Genomic DNA, 18,874 nt, shown 5'->3' with positions numbered 1-18,874 from the left:
AAGAAAGATATTGTAATAATTAAAGTTGTTGTGGAGTGGGAGAAATATGGATAGACCTATTATTTTGGGGATGATTCTTGCAGCTGTAACTCTTTTAGGAGGAATTATGGCTAAAGGTTCAAACCCGGCTGTATTAATTGATCCAGCTGCATTAATAATAATATTTGTTGGTACAATAGCATGTATTTTAAATGCTTTTACCATGAAAGAAATCAAAAGAGTTCCTAAACTTTTTAAAATATTATTTACTGAACAAAAATTATATGAACCTGCAAATATAATACAAATGATTGTAGACTTAGCATATCAAGCTCGTAGAGATGGTTTGTTATCACTTGAAACGCAAATGGCAGAAATAGATGATCCATTTATTAAAAAAGGGCTACAAATGATTGTTGATGGACAAGATGAGCAATTTTTAAGAGACTATATGGAAACAGAGATAGTAATGATGGAGGAAAGACATGCTAGTGGTGCTTTAGTTTTTACCCAAGCTGGTACTTATGCACCTACTTTAGGAGTTTTAGGTGCGGTTATAGGACTTATAGGTGCTTTAGGATCTTTAGATGATGTTGATGCATTAGGTGTATCAATTGCAGCAGCATTTGTTGCAACACTTTTTGGAATATTTACTGGTTATGTATTATGGCATCCATTTGCTAACAAATTGAAACGTAAGTCTCAAGAAGAAATTGTTATTAAGACTATGATTTTAGAAGGATTAATATCTATTCAAAGTGGTAGTAACCCAGTGCAAATTAAAGAAAAAATGATGGTTTTTTTAACTCCTGAACAAAGGCAATTAATGGAGGAAGGTTCAGATATAGATGGTTAAAAGGAAAAAAAAGCATGAAGAACATATGGATGAAAGCTGGTTAATTCCATATGCTGATATGCTAACATTACTTTTGGCATTATTTGTTATACTTTTCGCTATAAGCCAAGTTGATCAAGATAAATTTGATGAAATAAGACGTACTTTAGAAACAGTATTTGTAGGTGGAGCGGGGGTTATGGAAAAAGACATTGGAATTGTTGATGATAGTATAACAGAAATGATTGATGAAGCTGAACCAAGTGATTATGCAAAAGAAGATAGACAGCTACACCAATATAAGGTGCTGCTAGACTATTACTTCAAAGAAAAAGGTATAGATGGTTTTGTTTCTAATGTCGTAACTGAACAGGGGCTTCTAATAACCATTCAAGATGTAGCTTTATTTGAATCGGGGAGGGCAGAATTACACCCTGAAGCTAAGGATGTTCTGAAAGATTTAGCTGATATTTTAACTGAATTAGAAAATCCTATCCAAATAGCAGGACATACTGATAATGTACCTATTAATACAAGGCAATTTCCTTCAAATTGGGAGCTAAGTTTTCATAGAGCAATAAATGTTATGTACTTTATGTTAAATAATGATAAATTAGAAGCAGATAGGTTTTCAATAGTAGCTTACGGAGAGTATAGACCTAGGGAAACAAATGAAACAGCAGAAGGAAGGGCCTTAAATAGGAGAGTAGAACTACTAATTCAAAGAATACATACGCCGTAAATGAATTATAAATTATTAATTTTGATTATGCTACAAAAAGTAACTACAAAAACTTAAGGCTGAGCTAAATTTTAACTTAGAGTTTCCCTACCACTATTAAAAATTACTTGGTACTGCAGTCTTTGCATACACCTTTAAAGTATACGTATTTCTCTTTAATTTTGAAATCCTTAAGTTCATCTGTTGATAGACTTACTGAAAAATCATATATTTCTTCGCAATTGTTACACTTAAAATGCCCGTGAACAGAAGTATCTATATCATATCTAGTTTCATTTTCTTCTATAGTTAGCATTTGTACTAAACCTTTTTCAATAAACAAGTTAAGAGTATTATAGACAGTTGTTTTTGATAGAGTTGGTAATTCTGAAACTAGTTCCTTGTATATTTGGTCAACATTAGGATGTATACGATTGTTTAATAAAAATTCTAATATTTTTATACGCTGATATGAGGGCTTTATACCATAATCAGATAGGTGCTGTCCTAAATATGCATTGTTTGTCATTACTTTAGCCCTCCTTTTTGTATTCATTATAATCTGATAATAGCACCTTTTTGATGTAAATACAACAAACATGAAACTATTACAAATAACATATATAAAAAATTATTTGGTTGTCAAATAATATAAAAAAATAAAATTTTAAATAATTTATAAAAATAAATATTTAGAGGCATTATAATAAAAAAGGTGAACGAGGTGATTATTTGGATTCTAGTAGAGCTAAAGAAATAATAGATTCACCACAGATTATAGATGTATTACATGAAAATAACTTTGTTTGGATTGAAGGAGTAAAAAATAATAAAGCAGAAGTACGATTGTTAAATACTGACGAGAAAATTGTGGTGCCATTAAATGAACTTAATGAAGTCTTAGTAAACTAATAGTAAGATATCATGGGTAGTTTGACTGTGGTGTCTTTTTAAAATAGGTATTGATATTTTCAATACCTATTTTTCTGTTTGCAAAAATTTACTTTGATTATATAACATGTAATTATAATGATGTAAAATTAATTGAAGGGAGTGATACGATGATTGAAGTTATAAATTCACAATTATATAAAATTGAAATACCATTACCAAATAATCCGCTTAAATCTCTTAATTCCTATGTAATAAAATCCAAAGATCGTAATCTTTTAATAGACACTGGTATGAATAGAGAAGAATGTATTACTGCAATGGAACAAGCTTTAGAACAACTTGAAATAGATTTAAATATTACTGATATTTTTATAACTCATTTACATTCAGATCATACTGGACTTGTTCCATATTTGGCTAAAGAAAATTCTAGGGTATATTGTAGTAGAGTAGATGCGGCATATATAAACAGTAGTGGAAACTGGCAGGGTATGCTTGGTTATGCTTTAAAGAATGGTTTTCCTGCTGATGAAGATACTATTTTAAAACATCCTGGTTATAAATATGCACCTGGTAGTAAAATAGACTTTACTATAGTTAAAGAAAAGGATGAAATAATAATTGGTGATTATAAATTTACTTGCATTTCTACACCAGGTCATACTAGAGGACATATGTGCTTATATGAACCATATAAAAAAATTTTAGTCTCTGGTGATCATATACTATATAAAATTACTCCTAATATTTCATTATGGACAGATGAGGATGATCCCTTAAAGGATTACTTAGCCAGCTTAGAAAAAACAAGGAAATTAAATGTTGATTTAGTTCTTCCTGCACATAGAATGATATTTAATGATCTTAATAAAAGAGTTGAGGAACTAAAAGATCATCATAATAAACGACTAAGGGATATTATGGCTGTTATTAAGGATAATACTTTAAATGCTTTTCAGGTAGCATCAAAAATTAATTGGGATTTAAGTTATAGTGATTGGAATGAATTTCCAACACCTCAAAAATGGTTTGCTACTGGCGAGGTCATTTCACATTTAAAATACCTGGAAAATCGTGGAATGGTTAAAAGGAGTTTAGTAAATGATAAGTTAGCTTACATATTAATATAGTTTTGATTCGGCTGCAAAAGTAACTACAAATACTGTGAAACCAGTTTTTAATTATTAAGTAAAAGGTGTTTTTAGCACCTTTTACTTAATTTCGTTAATATCAAATGGAGTTTTTTGATATACAAAGTAATTTAGCCAATTTGTGAACAGAAGACTGCCATGGGCACGCCATCTAACAATAGGATCAAGTTCAGGGTTATCGTCTTTAAAGTAATTTTTTGGTACATGTATATCAAGCCCTTTAGCAATATCTCTTTCATATTCGAGTTTTAATGTAAAAGGATCGTACTCGGCATGTCCGCTAGCAAAAACATATTTTCCATCTTTGCTTGCTACTAAGAATATACCTGCTTCATCAGAGTCACTTAAAATTTCTATTTCATCAATTTGTTCTATTTCATCACGATGCATTTCTGAATATCTAGAATGTGGTAAGTAGAAAACATCATCAAAACCACGTAATAACTCTGATCTAGGGTTTAGAACTCTGTGTTCAAAAACGCCAAAAATTTTGTCTTCTACTACATAGTTATGAACACCGTAATGATAGTATAGTGCAGCTTGTGCAGCCCAGCAAATATGGAAAGTAGAAGTTACATTATACTTTGTGTAATTCATTATTTCTTTTAACTCTTTCCAATAAATCACATCTCCAAAACGCAGCTTTTCTACTGGAGCCCCAGTAATTATCATACCATCATATTTCTTGTTTTTTATTTGATTAAATGTTTTATAGAAATTTTTTAAATGATCTTCAGGTGCATTTTTCGACTCATAAGTTTCAGTAGAAATCAAATCTATTTCTATCTGAACTGGAAAGTTTGATAATACTCTTAATAATTGTGTTTCAGTAACCACTTTAGTTGGCATTAGATTTAATATTGCAATTTGCAGTGGTCTAATATCTTGTTTTATAGCTTGATGTTCATTCATTACAAAAATATTTTCTTTAACTAAAGTTTCAGCTGCTGGGAGATTTTGTGGTATTATAATAGGCATAGTCATTTTCCTTTCTTAACGTAGTACTAAATAAAAATTATCCTACAGCCTTATTTAAGGCTTGTTCAAAATCAGCAATAATATCTTCAATATCCTCGATACCTACTGATACTCTAATTAAGTCTTCGGCTACTCCAGAAGCTTCTTGCTCTGCTTTGGTTAGTTGTCGATGAGTTGTACTAGCTGGATGTATAACTGATGTTCTAGCATCACCTAAATGTACAACTAAAGAAGCTAACTCTACATTACTAATAAACTTTTTGCCCGCTTGGTTCCCACCTTTTATGCCAAAGCTTAACATACCGCTAGCTCCTAATGGCAAATATCTTTTAGCTAATTCATATGATGGATGATTTTTTAGTAGTGGATACCAAACCCATTCTACTTTATCATGATTATTTAAATACTCAGCTAGTTTTAAAGTATTTTCACTATGTTTAGCCATTCTTAATGATAAGGTCTCAGTTCCTAAGTTTAATAAAAATGCGTTGAAGGGACTTAATACAGAACCCATATCTCTTAAAAGTTGTACTCTAGCTTTAACTATATATGCTTGATTACCAAATGTTTCCCAGTATTTTAATCCGTGGTAACTAGGGTCTGGTTCTGATAATTCAGGGAACTTTCCATTATTCCAGTTAAAGTTTCCTCCGTCAACTATTACACCACCTAAACTGGTTGCTTGACCATCTATATATTTAGTTGCGGAATGAACAACAATATTTGCACCATGTTCTAAGGGCCTACATAAATAAGGGGTTGGAAAGGTATTGTCAACAATTAAAGGTACTTTCATTTCTTCAGCAATTTTACTAAACTTTTTAAAATCTAATACATTTAAACGAGGATTACCTATTGTTTCGCCATATAATGCTTTAGTTTCCGGTTTAAAATGCTTTTTTATTTCTTCTGCATCTAAATCAGGGTCAACAAAGGTTACTTCAACTCCAAATTTTTTAAAAGTGGATGCCATAAGAGTATGTGTTCCACCATAAAGTGTTGAAGCAGTAACTATATGTTCTCCAGCTTGGCAAATATTTAAAAGTGCATACATAATTGCAGCTTGACCTGAAGAAGTTGATACTGCACCTACGCCACCTTCTAAAAGAGATATTTTTTCTTCAAAAGCAGATAATGTAGGATTTGCTAGCCTGGTATAGAAAAACCCGTTTTCTTTTAGATCAAATAAGTCAGCTACAAAGTCAGGGTCATCTTGCTTATAGGTTGTACTTTGATAAATTGGAAGTACTCTGGGTTCACCAGCCTTGGGTTGCCATCCTCCTTGGACTGATTTGGTATTAAAGCCCCATTTATCAGACATAAATAAATCCTCCTTATAATTTAAAAAACAAAAAATCACTTCTTGATAAGAAGTGACATCAGTTTATGCTGAAGCCTTCTTATCTTTCAGGATTAATCCTGCAGGAATTAGCACATTACTAGTTTAACTAGCTGTTGCTGGGTGTCATCGGGCCAGTCCCTCAACCACTCTCGATAAGAATCCTTTTGTTCTTATTTAATTTTTACTTGTTTAGTAGTATATAAGATTTTTTTTTAGATGTCACTATATTTATTATTAAATTTATATTGGAAAAATATTAAATGCTAAACTTATGAATTAAATCTATGTCCTATGTAAAAATTAATCAAGATAGGAGTGATAATATGACAGTTGGATCAAAAGTTAAACAAACTTTAGCAAGTGTTAAAAGTGTTCAAGGCACCTTGAAAATTTATGCAGAGCAGACTAAATCAATTGAAGAAAAAGAAGTTTATAAAGAGTCTGTAGATACTATAGATAAAGTTATAAGTGATTTGCAAGATAGAGTAAGATCTTTAGAATATCAAGAACCTGATTATAAAGGCAACTAAAAGGTGAGGTGGATATATGGAACCTTGGATTGAAATCTTATTACGCTCAGTATTAATATTTTTTCTAGCCTTCTTTATATTAAGAATTTTAGGTAAAAGACACCCAGTTCGAACAACTCCATTTTATTTTGTTACCTATGTAGTTATAGCAATATTAGCTGCCTTAATATCTGTAAATATGATCCCGATAGTGCATGGTTTAATAGCTTTAGGAATTTGGTTTGCTTTACCTATAGCCTTAGATTATCTTTCTATTAAAAGCAAAGTTGTACATGATATATTCTACGGACGAGAAACAATACTTATAAAGCAGGGCAAAATTTTAGAAGAAAACCTAATGCGGGTAAGATATTCAGCAGAGGAACTTACACGCGAATTAAGACAAAAAGATATTTTTAACTTAGCGGATATAGAGTTTGCGGTAATGGAAAACACGGGCAATATAAATGTATTATTAAAGGCTAACAAAAAACCTATAACTGCACACGACATGGAACGTAAAGTTGCACCTGAAACTGAACCAGAAACAGTTATCCTTGATGGGAGCATAATAAATGAAGGCCTAACTTCTTTAGGGTTAAATAAGGAATGGATTAAACAACAACTAGAAACATCGGGTGTTTCGCTAGATAATGTTTTTGTTGGCCAAGTAGATACTTCAGGAAACCTATATTTAGATCTTTTTGATGATGCTATAGAGGTAGATCAAACAAATGTAAAAGAATTAGTTTTTGCTAATTTAGAAAACATTCATGCTAATCTAATGTCCTTTTACTTAGAAACCGAAAATGAAGAGGCTAAGAAAATGTATCAAAAAAATGCACAAATTATAGAGCAACTTATAAATAAACTAAGACCTTATTTACTACGTTAGAGGTGAGAGATATATGTCAAATAAACAGCGTAAAAACCTAACTCCTACTCAACAAGAATACCAGGATTTTGCCCAAGAAAGAGAATTAAAAAGACCTGTGCTTAAAAACTGTGTTATTGCATTTTTAGTTGGAGGTATTATTTGCACTATTGGACAAGCATTTCAATATTTTTATATGACACAGTTTGGTTTCTCTCAAATTCAAGCGAGTAACCCTACTGTGGCTAGTTTAATAATTATAGCAGTTTTACTTACTGGACTAGGTGTTTATGACCATATAGCTCAATGGGCTGGAGCCGGCACTGCAGTACCTGTAACAGGGTTTGCTAATTCAATTGCTTCATCCGCAATAGAGCATCGTAGTGAAGGGTTTGTTTTAGGTGTAGGAGGCAATATGTTTAAACTAGCTGGTTCAGTTATCGTCTTTGGGGTTTTTGCTGCTTTTGTTGTAGCACTGATTAAATTAACTATACAAGCGTTAGGTGGGATGTAAGTGTTAACAGGATATCAGTCGTGGGTTTTTGATAACAAACCAATTATTAAAGGAGCAGCAGCTGTTGGGGGACCCTTTGAAGCCAAAGGAAATCTTGCCGATGATTTTGATATACTCCATGATGATATATGGTTAGGACAAGATAGCTTTGAAAAGGCAGAAAAGAAACTTTTGGAACAGGCGTGTGAAAAAGCTCTAGATAAGGCTGGAGTTTCAAAAAATGATGTTCAGTTATTTTTTTCCGGAGACTTAATGAATCAGATAATATCCTCTAGTTTTACTGCACGTACTTTAGCAGTCCCTTATATAGGTGTATTTGGTGCTTGTTCTAGTTCGATGCTAAGTTTATCGTTAGCCGCTACCATGGTAAATTGTGGAGCTGCTAATTATGCATTAGCAGGTACTTCTTCACATAATGGTGCAGCTGAAAAGCAATTTAGATATCCTACCGAATATGGTGCTCAAAAACCACCTACAGCTCAATGGAGTGTTACTGGGGCAGGAGCTGCTTTAGTTAGCCAAGAAGGAGATGGGCCTAAAATAACAACTGCAACAATAGGGAAGGTAGTTGATATGGGCATCTCAGATCCATTTAATATGGGGGGAGCTATGGCACCTGCAGCAGTAGATACTATCCAAGCTCATTTTAGAGATTTAAATAGAGATCATACCTATTATGATTTAATCGTAACTGGTGATTTAGGAAGAGTTGGTTTTAATATTGCTTCTGACTTGTTAAAAAAACATAAAGTTGAACTACCGGATGAGAAATTCAATGATTGTGGATTAATGATATATAGACAAGACCAACCGGTATTTGCGGGCGCAAGTGGCTGTGCATGTTCTGCTACAGTAACTTATGGTCATTTACTAAAACAGATGAAAAAAGGAAAGCTTAAAAAAATCTTAGTAGTTGCAACTGGAGCCCTATTATCACCAATGTCGTATCAACAAAAAGAAAGTATTCCTTGTGTAGCTCATGCAGTAGCAATAGAGGCTTAAGGAGGTCATATAATTTGGAACAATTTGCAATAGCATTTTTAGTAGGAGGAGCAATTTGTGTTATAGGTCAATTACTTATGGATGTAGCAAAACTAACACCTGCACATACTATGGTTACATTAGTTGTAAGTGGTGCAGTTCTTGGAGGGTTTGGGTTATATGAACCCTTAATAGAATTTGCGGGAGCAGGAGCTTCAGTGCCAATTAGTAGTTTTGGTAATTCACTAGTACAAGGCGCCTTAGCTGAAGCAGATAGAAATGGCATTATAGGGGTATTAACTGGAATTTTTGAAGTAACAAGTGCAGGTATATCAGCAGCTATAATCTTTGGATTTATAGCAGCTTTACTCTTTAAGCCTAAGGGTTAAATATAAATATCTAATAAAAAAGAAAGGAGGATTTATAAATGACAGTAGGAACACAATTTCAACAAGCAATTGCCGGTCTTCAAAGTGCTTCATCTCAAATGAAAATTTTTGCCTTAGAGGTTCAAGATCAACAAGTAAAAAACGAATTTAACAAGTATGCTCAAGATTTAGATACTATGCTAAAGCAAATGAAAAAAAGGCAAAACTATATTGAGGAACAAGAACCTCAATACAAGCAATAGCTTTCTATTGTTTTAAAAATAAAATATAAACCATAAATCTACTAAGCGGGTGAGCAAACGCGTTTATTACGTCGCTTACCCGGTTTATATTCTGACTTTACAGTATTTACATGTTTTTAGTGTTATTGTTTCTTGAATTATAAGGTTTTACACATATACTACCATCTTCTAAAAAAGCAATTTCTGAAGTGTTTCTATCAATTTCTTCATCAGAATTACGTGATATTTTATTCGCTATTCGTATTTGGCTTGGATTAAAGTTTAATGCAAAAATAATACTTTCCATATCACCATAAATACCTGCATGAGCAATACCTTTTAATTTACCTAGTATTATTATGTCTCCTCCAGCAGTAACTTCAGCACTTTCGTGAACATCTCCCCAAATAACTAGTGATCCTTGACTATGTATTTTTTGCCCACTTCTGATAGTTTTATATATAAATTGATGTTTTTCATTAGATTTGTGTTTAGAAGTTTTTATATTTTGAGTATTATTTAAAACCATTCCATGATCTAAGCACATTTTTTGCAATGAAATAACTTCTTCTAAACTTAAATCATTTAAGGCATTACCTGTAAAAACAACTGGAGAACCTTTGAATAAATTAGGAGTTTCATCAAATTTATTTTTTAAATAAGTTTTTATTTCATCTATACTTCCGCTTTCAAATATAAATACTAAATTGCCGTTAATTCCTTTTATGTTTACAAGTGCCAATACTATTACCTACCTTTTAAAGGGATGTTTATGTCTAATGCAGAGTGTTTGCCTTTAGAAATAAAGTTAACCTGTGGTGTGCCGTCTATTTCGACGTGTTTAGCTATTACTTGAATTATCTCTTCTTTTAGATTATCCATTAAAGCAGAAGAAGCCCCTAATCGGTCATGGCTTAGAACTAATCTTAATCTTTGATTTGCTTTTGTACGACTAGAGTCTTTTCCTTTAGAAAATTTTTTGAGAAATTCTATCATTTATTTTCCCTCCTCTTATTTGCTTACAAATAAGTTGCGCTTAAGCTTTGTCCAAAAGCTGTCAGTTTCCATCGTTAAAAATTCAACGTCTTCACCAGTTATACGACGAGCTATGTTAGAAAATGCCAATCCAGCAGAGGTGCGATTATTTAATATAATTGGTTCTCCATTATTGGTTGAAATAATTACATTTTTGTCTTCAGGAACAATACCTATTAGCTCTATATACAAATGTTCTAAAAGGTCTTCAATACTTAACATATTTCCCTTTTTAACCATTTCTGGTTCAATTCTATTAACGATTAGCTTTATGTCAGTAAATCCACTAGATTCAAGTATTCCAATAATTCTATCTGCATCTCTAACAGCGGAAACTTCAGGGTTTGTTATTAGTAATGCTCTATCAGCAGCCGCGATAGAGTTATTAAAGCCTTGCTCAATTCCAGCTGGACAATCAATAATAATATAATCAAAATCTTCTCTTAGTTGATCACATATATTTATTACCTGCTCTGATGTAATATCATTTTTATTACGGCTTTGAGCAGCGGGGAGCATATATAAAGATGGGAATCGTTTATCTTTTACTAAGGCTTGCCTTAATGAGCACTCCCCTTCTATTACTTGTACTATATCGTAAATAACGCGGTTTTCTAACCCAAGTATTAAATCAAGTTTTTTTAATCCTATATCTAAGTCTAATACTACTACTTTAAAATCCAATCTAGCTAAACCGGTGCTGATATTTGCTACAGTAGTTGTTTTTCCAACGCCTCCTTTACCAGAGGTTACAACTATCACTTGACTGTCAGTCATTTTCTTTTCCATAAGGTTCCTCCTTCAAACAAGTTAATGCCTGTTCTATTATCACTTATTTATTATTTCGACATAAACAAACTTTACTTTATTGTAAAACATATTTTAATCAGGATAAACTGCTAACTTTGGAAAAACTAAGAATTTTATGAGTAGAAAAAAATGAAGCAAAATAAAAATGAGTCTGTTGGGGGCAACAGACTCATTTGAGAGGGAAATATTATGGTATTACTATATTAAATTTTAAAGGGGGTTTTGGCTTAACTATATTATTACACGATTAGACATTATTTTTCAATAATCGAGATATTATAAATGATTGTAGTATTTATAATAAGTTTATTTACAACTATATCTTATTTCGAAAAGACGGCACATTCAATACTTTTGTTAAATATCTTTTAAAGAATTGGTAATTTTTTATTTATATAAGTTCATACTAAATAATAGGTATAATCTTATTAAAGTAGTCAAAAAAGTAAGCATTAGTTAACTAAAATAAGTTGCAGATAGGAGAAATTAAGATGAAAATTATATCGAAAATAGCCGTGATGATAGCGGGAGTAGTAATTTTCGTTTTATTTTTTTTTATAGGGGCATCTATTACGCAAACTACACCCCGTCTAATACTAATGGCAACGGGAATTAATGACTGGGAATATATACCTAAGGAACAAAGCATTATTTATTATAATGATGAAACTGAGATGGAGAGAATTGGTTATAAGCGTTTATATAGTGATGAATTTCCACAGTTTATGAAGGATGCAATTGTTGCTGTAGAAGATAGGAGGTTTTATCAACACTTAGGTTTTGATGCTAAGGGTATTGGTAGAGCCTTATGGATGAACATACAGACAGGGACAAAGGCGGAAGGTGGTAGCACAATTACGCAACAGTTATCTAGAACAGTTTTTTTAACGCAAGAGAGAACCTATACTAGAAAAATTAAAGAAATATTTATTGCTACAGCTTTAGAAGAGAAGTTTTCAAAGGATGAAATACTAAATATTTATTTAAATGAAATATATATGGGGCGCGGTTCTTCTGGTATGGGAGCTGCTGCGCGCTATTATTTTGCTAAGGATGTTATGGATTTAAATCGTGCTCAAATAACAATGTTAGTTGGTATAATTCAAGCTCCAGAATTTTATAATCCCGAAAATAATTTCGAAGGTGTTAGAAGTAGACAACAAACTGTAATAAATATACTTGTTGATGATGGAATTTTATCTGAAGAAGAAGGAAAAAAAATAGCTGTACAAGACCTAAACATAATTCCTCGAGAGTCGATTCAAACTAAACACCCTTATTACATGGCTTACTTAACTTCGATATTAGAAAAGGATATTGACAATGAACAACTTCATCGTGGTGGGCTGAAAATATATACAACAATAAATAGTCAGATGCAAAATACTGCTGAAACTACTGTTAAAAATCATGCTAACCAAATTAAAAATCGTGGTATAGATGCTAATGATATAGCTCTAGTATCTATTGATCCAAGGAATGGTAGCATTAGAGCTATGGTAGGAGGGGTAGATTTTAGTCGAAGCCAAATTAATATGGCAGTAAGACCTAGACAACCAGGATCTGCAATTAAACCACTTTATTATGCTGCTGCAATGGAACATCTATTAATTGAGCCTGATAGTGTAGTTAATAATAAAGAAACAGACTTTGGAGACTATAGACCAGTAAATTATAGTGCTGCAGCTCCGGAAGAGGTATCTATAAGAGAGGCTTTAGTTAGATCACATAATGTAGCATCAGTAGAAATACTAAGTAAGTTAGGGGTTAATAGAGCGGTATCCTATTTAAGAGAAATGAATATAACTTCTATAGAAGAAGATGATATACATCTAGCTTTAGGATTAGGTGGTATGACTAAAGGTATATCGCCACTTCAGTTAACTTCTGCATATACTATATTTCCTAACAAAGGACAGTTGGTTAAAGCATATACAATAAAAAGAATAGAGGATGAAGATGGTAGACAGCTATACATGCATAGAAATCAATCAAAAAATATTATCCGTAGTAATACTGCAACACAAATGGATAGCCTCTTAAGGAATGTGGTTGACTATGGAACGGGAACTGCTGCACAAATTCCAATAACTAGTGGTGGAAAAACTGGAACTACAACTGATAGTCGAGATTTATGGTATGTAGGATATACATCTGAATTAGTAACTTCTTTATGGGTAGGTAATACTGACAACAGAGCAATAACTGGATTTGGTGTATCTGGAGGTGGGGTTGCAGCCCCAATATTTAGAGATTATATGAATACCTTATACTGGTTAAATATATTTGAAGAAAGACCATCACCAGTGCTACCTTCTGAAGAAGCACATGAGGAAGAAGATGAAATAATAGATATTGAAGATGAAACTGAAGAAAATGAAGATGAAATTGAAGAAGCTATTGAAGATGAAATTGAAGAAGAGCTTGAGGATATAGAGGATGAACTATATGATGAGTTTGAAGATATTGAAGAAGAGTTTGAGGATATAGAAGACGAAATAAATAATGAAATTGAAGATGAAGAAAATCAAATTGATAATGAAATAGAAAATTTGGTTGTGTTGTAAAAGTAATTGCCAAAAAATTAAGGATGAGATAACTTTTTTATCTAATTCTCGAATAGCTCTTGGTGTAAGATCACAGTGAAATACAAATAAAATCTCAAGTTTTAAAGTCCAAAGTTAGCCGGACAAACCTATTATAGTTAGGATTACTAACAAAAAGAAAAAATTGGTTTGTTGCAACCTAACTAATCTATTAATTAGCTAGAATTAGTACTATATTTACACCTTCTGACTAGGATAGAACAGGAGGTGTAAATTATGAGAATTAAAAAATATAAACATATAATAAAGGGTGTTTATGAAGATACTCTTGATATAAGACCATGGAGTCCACCTGGTGTTTCTCTAATAGCTGCTAGAAGAATTTGGCCCTCCACTCGTGGTGAAAATACAGTTGTTGCAGTACTAGATACCGGTATTGACTATACACATCCCGATTTAGAAAAAAATATTATTGATGGAATTAGTTTTATCAGAGATGAAAAAGATTATATGGATTATGATGGACATGGAACACATATAGCTGGGACAATTGCCGCGAATAAAAAGTTATTAGGAGTAGCACCAGAAACAAAAATTTTAGCTGTAAAGGTTTTAAATCGATATGGGATAGGTTCATTTCAAGATATAACTAATGGAATAAGGTGGGTTAGAAATTGGAGGGGGGAAAAAGGAGAAGTAGTTAATATAATTAATTTAAGCTTAGGTAGTTCAATTCCTAACACTGCAATGCACAAAGAAATTAAAAAAGCCTATGAATCTGGTATTAGTATTGTGTGTGCAGCAGGCAATGATAGTGATATAGATAATGAGGTGAGCATAATTAACTTTCCTGCCTATTACCAAGAAAGTATCTCTGTTGGGGCAGTTGATATAAAAACTAATTACGCTAACTTTAGTAACACAAATGATATGATTGATTTGGTAGCCGTAGGCGTTGATACCTATTCAACCTATCCGGGAGGCAAATATACATTTCTTTCGGGCACATCTATGGCAGCTCCACATATTTCTGGAGCTCTAGCACTTATTTATTCACGCTTTTTTAAACGTTTTAAAATGTATCCATCACCAGAATGGGTAAAATTATTACTCCATTTCCAAAGCATAGATTTAGGAGAAAGTGGTTTTAATGAATTAGTGGGTTATGGGTTATTCAGCTTTAATCCAGATGGTGGTAAGAACATTAATTTTATAGCTAATGAAAAAAGGTATTGCATTAACGATAAAACAAAACTATTAAAATCAGCACCCCTTTTATATCAAGGTGACCTATATTTACCGATACAAAATCTAAGTGATATACTAAGTAGTGATAGTAATTATTTAAATGAACAAAAGGATAAATTGGAAGTATACACCTAGAAATAAAAAAAAAAACAATATAGAAACATTTTCCCTTGATTAAGCATATAATATTATAACCAAGTATATTTCTTTTGGGAGGAAAAAAGGAAAATCTTCAAAGAGTGTCGAAATATAATATTACATAGGCACCTCGCAAGGAAGTTTTAGATCTTACAAAGGGGGATGATGAAATGGAAGAAAAGATTCATGTTTTTGCGGTTTCAGATTCGGTAGGAGAAACTGCTGAGAGAATAGCGGTAGCATCTGCGATACAGTTTGCAATTGATCGTAATATAACTCGTTTTTCTAGAGTTAATAAAGAAGAAAAGGTAGAAGATGTTGTTGAAAAAGCTGTTAAGGAAGATGCTATTATTGTTTATACTTTAATTAAACCTCAATTATCTAGATTAATGGATGAAAAAGCTAATGAGAAAGGTATTATAGCAATTAACGCATTAGAACCATTGCTAGAAGCAATTAAAGATAAAACTAATCTAGAGCCATCATATAAAACAGGTCTTATGCATCAAAAAGATGAGCATTATTTTAATCGTATAGAAGCAATAGAATGGACAATAGATCATGATAATGGTCAAAACTTAGAAACAATACACGAAGCTGATTTAATTATACTTGGTTTACAACGTACATCAAAAACACCACTTTCTACCCATCTTGCAAATTTAGGTTTGAAAGTAGCTAATTTCAATATCGAATTAGAAAAAGATATACCTGATGAAATTATAGCACTTAAAGGTAAAGTGCCAATGGTAGGATTAACTATAGATCCAGATACACTAATAGAATTACGTAAAGAAAAGTTTGAAAGTTGTGATTTGCCAGTAGATATTGATTCACTAGAACAATTAGTAGCTGAAGAGTTAGATAATGCTTATAGAATATATAAAAAGTTTAAATGTTTAGTTATAGATGTAACATTAGATGATATAGAAGAGATAGGTAATACCATAACTCATAAATTTAAACTACCGTTAAAGGTTTCTCATAGTAGATTATAAAATATAAAGAAAAAGCGGGATAAATTCCCGCTTTTTTTAATTCCAGATAGTCGAAAAATACAAATATAATATAAATATAAAAACAAGGATTATTTTTATTAATAAGAAGCTTTGCCTGATAAGCATATTTTACCTCCTGTTAATAACTCAAAAAAAGATTATTAACAGGATTTTTTATATTATAAGCAAATAATATAACATAAACAATAAAAAGTATGTTATTTCATGCTTATTAAAAAGGAGAATGAACAATTGGTATATGTTTATATAGTGGAATGTAGTGATAAAACACTATATACCGGATATACAGTTGATATAGAAAAAAGAATAAAACAACATAATATTGGAAAAGCAAGTAAATATACTAGAGGTAGAAAGCCGGTAAATTTAGTATATTTGGAGTCTTTTACTAGTAAAAGTGAGGCTCTAAAAAGAGAGAATAAGATTAAGTCGATGACACGTGAAGAGAAGCTAAATATTATTAGCTTATATTTATCAAAATTAATTTAAAATTTTTATGTTACATAAAAGACCTTCAACGGGAAAAAATAAACTAAAGCGATTAAAAAATAAAAGGAGGTCAATAAGATGCAATTACAAAGAGGGCAAATTGTTAATAAAGAACAGTTTCTAAAGAATAGCTCTTATGCAAAAGAAGAATATGAAGGTTTAATAGTGGCAGCTGATGATCAAAGTGGTTTCTATAATTTCGGGCTTCAATTGGATGAAGACAAAATCATGGTGGTAGATAAAGATGTTAAAGAAAGTATGGTGGAGACAAAGTTGCAAAATTGGGTAGCACAAATTGAACCAATAAAACAAAAATATAATGCAGGATCCGATCTACAAAACTATATAAAAGACCACTAAGTAGGGAGGTTTTTAAATGGGTGATGTTAAAAGTTATGAAACTCCCATAATGGCTTTAGATGAGTTTACCATTGGTTTATTAGAAAAAGACCGTATTCCTGGTCTTTTAATTAGATCAGATCATAATGGCTATTATAACATAGGAGTTCAAATAAATGATAAAGAAGTAGTAGTTGTTGATACAACTATGGAAGACGAAGCCATTAGAAAGATTCAATATTGGGCAGAAAGAGTAGATTTAATAAAAGAACAGTATAGTAGGGAACCTAAATTAGAACCATATAAGGGGCAGTAAAAGCCCCTTTTTTTTGTTCAGCTCAAAGCCATAATGTTATATAATGTTATGGGAAAGGGAGGGACAAAAATGGATATAAGAAGCTATATCAAATTTCCACTAAATGATAGGGAATGGGGAAAGAAAATAGTTATTGGAGGTCTTTTATCAATCATTCCTATTATAAATCTTTTGGTATTAGGTTATTATATAAGGTGCATAAAACTAGGGATGAGTAATAGTTATACCTTACCTCAATGGAATGAGTGGGGTGAACTTTTTAATGACGGACTTTACTCATTTCTTATTACTATTGTTTATCTTCTATTGCCTATTTTATTAAGCGCTGCTTTGTTTAACATTCCATTTGTAGGAGTTTTATTGTCTATAGTTATTACTATTTTTGCAGGTATGATGATATTTTTTGCTCTTGCTAGTTACTCAGTGAACAAAAATTTTGCAGATGCTTTTGACTTCCAACAGGTGTACAAAAAATTATCTGAGAAAATGGATAGGTTTATATTCCCTTACTTAGCATTTGTTTTACTTTCGTATATTGGCTCAAGCTTAGTATTAGCTATTCCCTTTGCAGGAGCTATCGCTATATTGTTAGTTTTTTATGTAGGGATTGTTTTTTCACATTATGTAGGTACAGTTTATTAATTTATTTAATAAAAAGTGTCTTAGTTAAAAACTAAGACACTTTTTATTTTTTCTGATAGTTCTGGTGCCTTTAATAATTTAAATCGTTATAATACTTTATTTTTTCTCTAAAAGTGTAAGGTGAATAAGATTAAAAGTATTTACAAAAACTAGGGTAAAGTAAAGTAGAGGTGATTGCTTTTGCAAATAGAAAAGGATGAGAGCAGTATCTTAGCGTATTTTTCTACTAGCAATAGAGCGCAAAAAGCGTTAGATGAATTGAAAAAGCAAGGATTAGTACCTGAGCCTGGGGCAGCACAAATTGATAAAATATCTCAATTTAGTATATCTGAAAATCCTAAAATGAATAGTCCTATCAATAATTCACTTACACTTAGTGCTATAACATTATTATCAAATGAATCAGGAGAAGATGGAGCAAATCCTTTATTAGCTGCACATGATTCAGCAAGTGGAATTGGCAATCCTAATGCAGGTAGTGCAGGAGGAGAGGCTTTTATGCTTACACTAGTTACCTATAAAGAAAATAGGCAACAAGCTATTCAGATTATAAGAAAAAATCGAGGAAAAGTATAAAAAGAGCCAAGTTAAAAACTGGCTCTTTTTTTAATAACCCTTCTTATTACCTCTAATAAATTTTCATTTCTAAAAATTGATTCTGCTGCAAAAATCAACTACAAAAAACTTAAGGCTGAGCTAACTTGTTTATCTAAGTCCTTAAGTAGCAAGGCGTGGTGATTGATCACGGCTAAGTATAAATAAAAAATCATTTTAAATAATAAGTGCTAAGAAAAAATGGAGATAAAGACCGATGAGTGGCGTGATAAACATGTTTGCTCAACCGATTCCATAGTCTAAGTTTTGCTTTTTGTTGCAGAACTAATGTTGACTTATCCTAACAAAA

Annotated in this window: 24 protein-coding genes and 1 riboswitch; of the genes, 18 read left to right on the top strand and 6 right to left on the bottom strand. The window is 31.7% G+C overall.

The annotated features are described in order from the left end of the window. Window positions 1–46 precede the first annotated feature (46 nt). Both motA and SYNTR_RS08110 read left to right on the top strand, forming a co-directional pair. A complete protein-coding gene (gene motA / locus SYNTR_RS08115) occupies window positions 47–835 on the top strand; it encodes a flagellar motor stator protein MotA (protein WP_156204042.1) in 789 nt (262 codons plus the stop codon). After that, window positions 828–1,556 (top strand): flagellar motor protein MotB, encoded by a 729-nt coding sequence (locus SYNTR_RS08110; RefSeq protein WP_156204041.1) that lies wholly within the window; start codon window positions 828–830, stop codon window positions 1,554–1,556. The genes motA and SYNTR_RS08110 overlap by 8 nt, the downstream gene beginning before the upstream one ends. Before the next feature lie 103 nt (window positions 1,557–1,659). Here SYNTR_RS08110 and SYNTR_RS08105 read toward each other — a convergent pair whose 3' ends face one another. After that, a complete protein-coding gene (locus SYNTR_RS08105) occupies window positions 1,660–2,064 on the bottom strand; it encodes a Fur family transcriptional regulator (RefSeq protein ID WP_156204040.1) in 405 nt (134 codons plus the stop codon). A 203-nt stretch (window positions 2,065–2,267) separates the two neighbouring features. Here SYNTR_RS08105 and SYNTR_RS08100 point away from each other — a divergent pair, with 203 nt between their 5' ends. Both SYNTR_RS08100 and SYNTR_RS08095 read left to right on the top strand, forming a co-directional pair. Then, window positions 2,268–2,447, top strand: a complete 180-nt coding sequence (locus tag SYNTR_RS08100; protein WP_156204039.1) for an H-type small acid-soluble spore protein — start codon at window positions 2,268–2,270, stop codon at window positions 2,445–2,447. A 149-nt stretch (window positions 2,448–2,596) separates the two neighbouring features. Continuing rightward, window positions 2,597–3,559, top strand: a complete 963-nt coding sequence (locus SYNTR_RS08095; RefSeq protein WP_156204038.1) for an MBL fold metallo-hydrolase — start codon at window positions 2,597–2,599, stop codon at window positions 3,557–3,559. Window positions 3,560–3,640: 81 nt separating this feature from the next. Here the strand turns inward: SYNTR_RS08095 and metA are convergent, their stop codons facing one another. Together metA and SYNTR_RS08085 are read right to left on the bottom strand one after the other, a co-directional pair. After that, the gene (metA, locus tag SYNTR_RS08090; protein ID WP_156204734.1) at window positions 3,641–4,558 is read right to left on the bottom strand and encodes a homoserine O-acetyltransferase MetA; all 918 of its coding nucleotides are present in this window, start codon (window positions 4,556–4,558) and stop codon (window positions 3,641–3,643) included. A gap of 37 nt (window positions 4,559–4,595) precedes the next feature. Further along, window positions 4,596–5,879: an O-acetylhomoserine aminocarboxypropyltransferase/cysteine synthase family protein gene (locus SYNTR_RS08085; protein WP_156204037.1), complete on the bottom strand. Its 1,284-nt coding sequence runs from the start codon at window positions 5,877–5,879 to the stop codon at window positions 4,596–4,598. Between the two features lie 76 nt (window positions 5,880–5,955). Next, window positions 5,956–6,059: riboswitch (SAM riboswitch) on the bottom strand. 164 nt (window positions 6,060–6,223) lie between these two features. On the opposite strand from SYNTR_RS08085, the gene SYNTR_RS08080 reads away from it, so the two are divergent. The 6 genes from SYNTR_RS08080 to SYNTR_RS08055 are packed head-to-tail and all read left to right on the top strand — an operon-like array spanning window position 6,224 to window position 9,409. Further along, window positions 6,224–6,430 (top strand): DUF1657 domain-containing protein, encoded by a 207-nt coding sequence (locus tag SYNTR_RS08080; RefSeq protein WP_156204036.1) that lies wholly within the window; start codon window positions 6,224–6,226, stop codon window positions 6,428–6,430. 16 nt (window positions 6,431–6,446) lie between these two features. Next, complete coding sequence (locus SYNTR_RS08075; protein ID WP_156204035.1) at window positions 6,447–7,304, top strand: DUF421 domain-containing protein; 858 nt, start codon at window positions 6,447–6,449, stop codon at window positions 7,302–7,304. Window positions 7,305–7,317: 13 nt separating this feature from the next. Continuing rightward, entirely contained in the window at window positions 7,318–7,797 is a 480-nt protein-coding gene (gene spoVAC, locus SYNTR_RS08070; protein WP_156204034.1) for a stage V sporulation protein AC, read from the top strand. After that, window positions 7,798–8,799 (top strand): stage V sporulation protein AD, encoded by a 1,002-nt coding sequence (spoVAD, locus tag SYNTR_RS08065; protein WP_156204033.1) that lies wholly within the window; start codon window positions 7,798–7,800, stop codon window positions 8,797–8,799. It begins immediately after the preceding gene. A 14-nt stretch (window positions 8,800–8,813) separates the two neighbouring features. After that, window positions 8,814–9,167, top strand: a complete 354-nt coding sequence (spoVAE, locus tag SYNTR_RS08060) for a stage V sporulation protein AE (RefSeq protein ID WP_156204032.1) — start codon at window positions 8,814–8,816, stop codon at window positions 9,165–9,167. A 38-nt stretch (window positions 9,168–9,205) separates the two neighbouring features. Next, window positions 9,206–9,409 carry a DUF1657 domain-containing protein gene (locus SYNTR_RS08055; RefSeq protein ID WP_156204031.1) on the top strand — a complete coding sequence of 68 codons (204 nt, stop codon included), beginning with the start codon at window positions 9,206–9,208 and terminating at the stop codon, window positions 9,407–9,409. Between the two features lie 106 nt (window positions 9,410–9,515). Here the strand turns inward: SYNTR_RS08055 and SYNTR_RS08050 are convergent, their stop codons facing one another. From SYNTR_RS08050 to minD, 3 genes are read right to left on the bottom strand one after another with little or no spacing between them, the layout of a single operon-like run. Beyond that, on the bottom strand, window positions 9,516–10,130 hold the full coding sequence (locus SYNTR_RS08050) for a septum site-determining protein MinC (protein WP_156204030.1): 615 nt from the start codon (window positions 10,128–10,130) through the stop codon (window positions 9,516–9,518). A gap of 5 nt (window positions 10,131–10,135) precedes the next feature. Next, complete coding sequence (gene minE, locus SYNTR_RS08045) at window positions 10,136–10,384, bottom strand: cell division topological specificity factor MinE (protein ID WP_156204029.1); 249 nt, start codon at window positions 10,382–10,384, stop codon at window positions 10,136–10,138. Window positions 10,385–10,399: 15 nt separating this feature from the next. After that, window positions 10,400–11,212: a septum site-determining protein MinD gene (gene minD / locus SYNTR_RS08040; RefSeq protein WP_243140163.1), complete on the bottom strand. Its 813-nt coding sequence runs from the start codon at window positions 11,210–11,212 to the stop codon at window positions 10,400–10,402. 512 nt (window positions 11,213–11,724) lie between these two features. Here minD and SYNTR_RS08035 point away from each other — a divergent pair. From SYNTR_RS08035 to SYNTR_RS08000, 8 genes are all read left to right on the top strand, one after another. Continuing rightward, complete coding sequence (locus tag SYNTR_RS08035) at window positions 11,725–13,800, top strand: transglycosylase domain-containing protein (RefSeq protein WP_156204028.1); 2,076 nt, start codon at window positions 11,725–11,727, stop codon at window positions 13,798–13,800. A 255-nt stretch (window positions 13,801–14,055) separates the two neighbouring features. Beyond that, the gene (locus tag SYNTR_RS08030) at window positions 14,056–15,162 is read left to right on the top strand and encodes a S8 family peptidase (RefSeq protein ID WP_156204027.1); all 1,107 of its coding nucleotides are present in this window, start codon (window positions 14,056–14,058) and stop codon (window positions 15,160–15,162) included. Window positions 15,163–15,335: 173 nt separating this feature from the next. Beyond that, the gene (locus SYNTR_RS08025; protein WP_156204026.1) at window positions 15,336–16,163 is read left to right on the top strand and encodes a pyruvate, water dikinase regulatory protein; all 828 of its coding nucleotides are present in this window, start codon (window positions 15,336–15,338) and stop codon (window positions 16,161–16,163) included. Window positions 16,164–16,415: 252 nt separating this feature from the next. Beyond that, window positions 16,416–16,673, top strand: a complete 258-nt coding sequence (locus SYNTR_RS08020) for a GIY-YIG nuclease family protein (RefSeq protein ID WP_156204025.1) — start codon at window positions 16,416–16,418, stop codon at window positions 16,671–16,673. Between the two features lie 78 nt (window positions 16,674–16,751). Beyond that, on the top strand, window positions 16,752–17,033 hold the full coding sequence (locus SYNTR_RS08015) for a hypothetical protein (protein WP_156204024.1): 282 nt from the start codon (window positions 16,752–16,754) through the stop codon (window positions 17,031–17,033). Between the two features lie 16 nt (window positions 17,034–17,049). Next, entirely contained in the window at window positions 17,050–17,328 is a 279-nt protein-coding gene (locus SYNTR_RS08010) for a hypothetical protein (RefSeq protein ID WP_156204023.1), read from the top strand. A 69-nt stretch (window positions 17,329–17,397) separates the two neighbouring features. Further along, on the top strand, window positions 17,398–17,970 hold the full coding sequence (locus SYNTR_RS08005) for a DUF4013 domain-containing protein (protein WP_197079062.1): 573 nt from the start codon (window positions 17,398–17,400) through the stop codon (window positions 17,968–17,970). Window positions 17,971–18,150: 180 nt separating this feature from the next. Further along, on the top strand, window positions 18,151–18,546 hold the full coding sequence (locus SYNTR_RS08000) for a hypothetical protein (RefSeq protein WP_156204021.1): 396 nt from the start codon (window positions 18,151–18,153) through the stop codon (window positions 18,544–18,546). The last annotated feature ends 328 nt before the right edge of the window (window positions 18,547–18,874 follow it).

It is taken from the genome of Candidatus Syntrophocurvum alkaliphilum (assembly GCF_009734445.1).
Lineage (GTDB): Bacteria > Bacillota > Syntrophomonadia > Syntrophomonadales > Syntrophomonadaceae > Syntrophocurvum > Syntrophocurvum alkaliphilum.
This window is presented reverse-complemented; position numbering and strand designations above follow the sequence as displayed.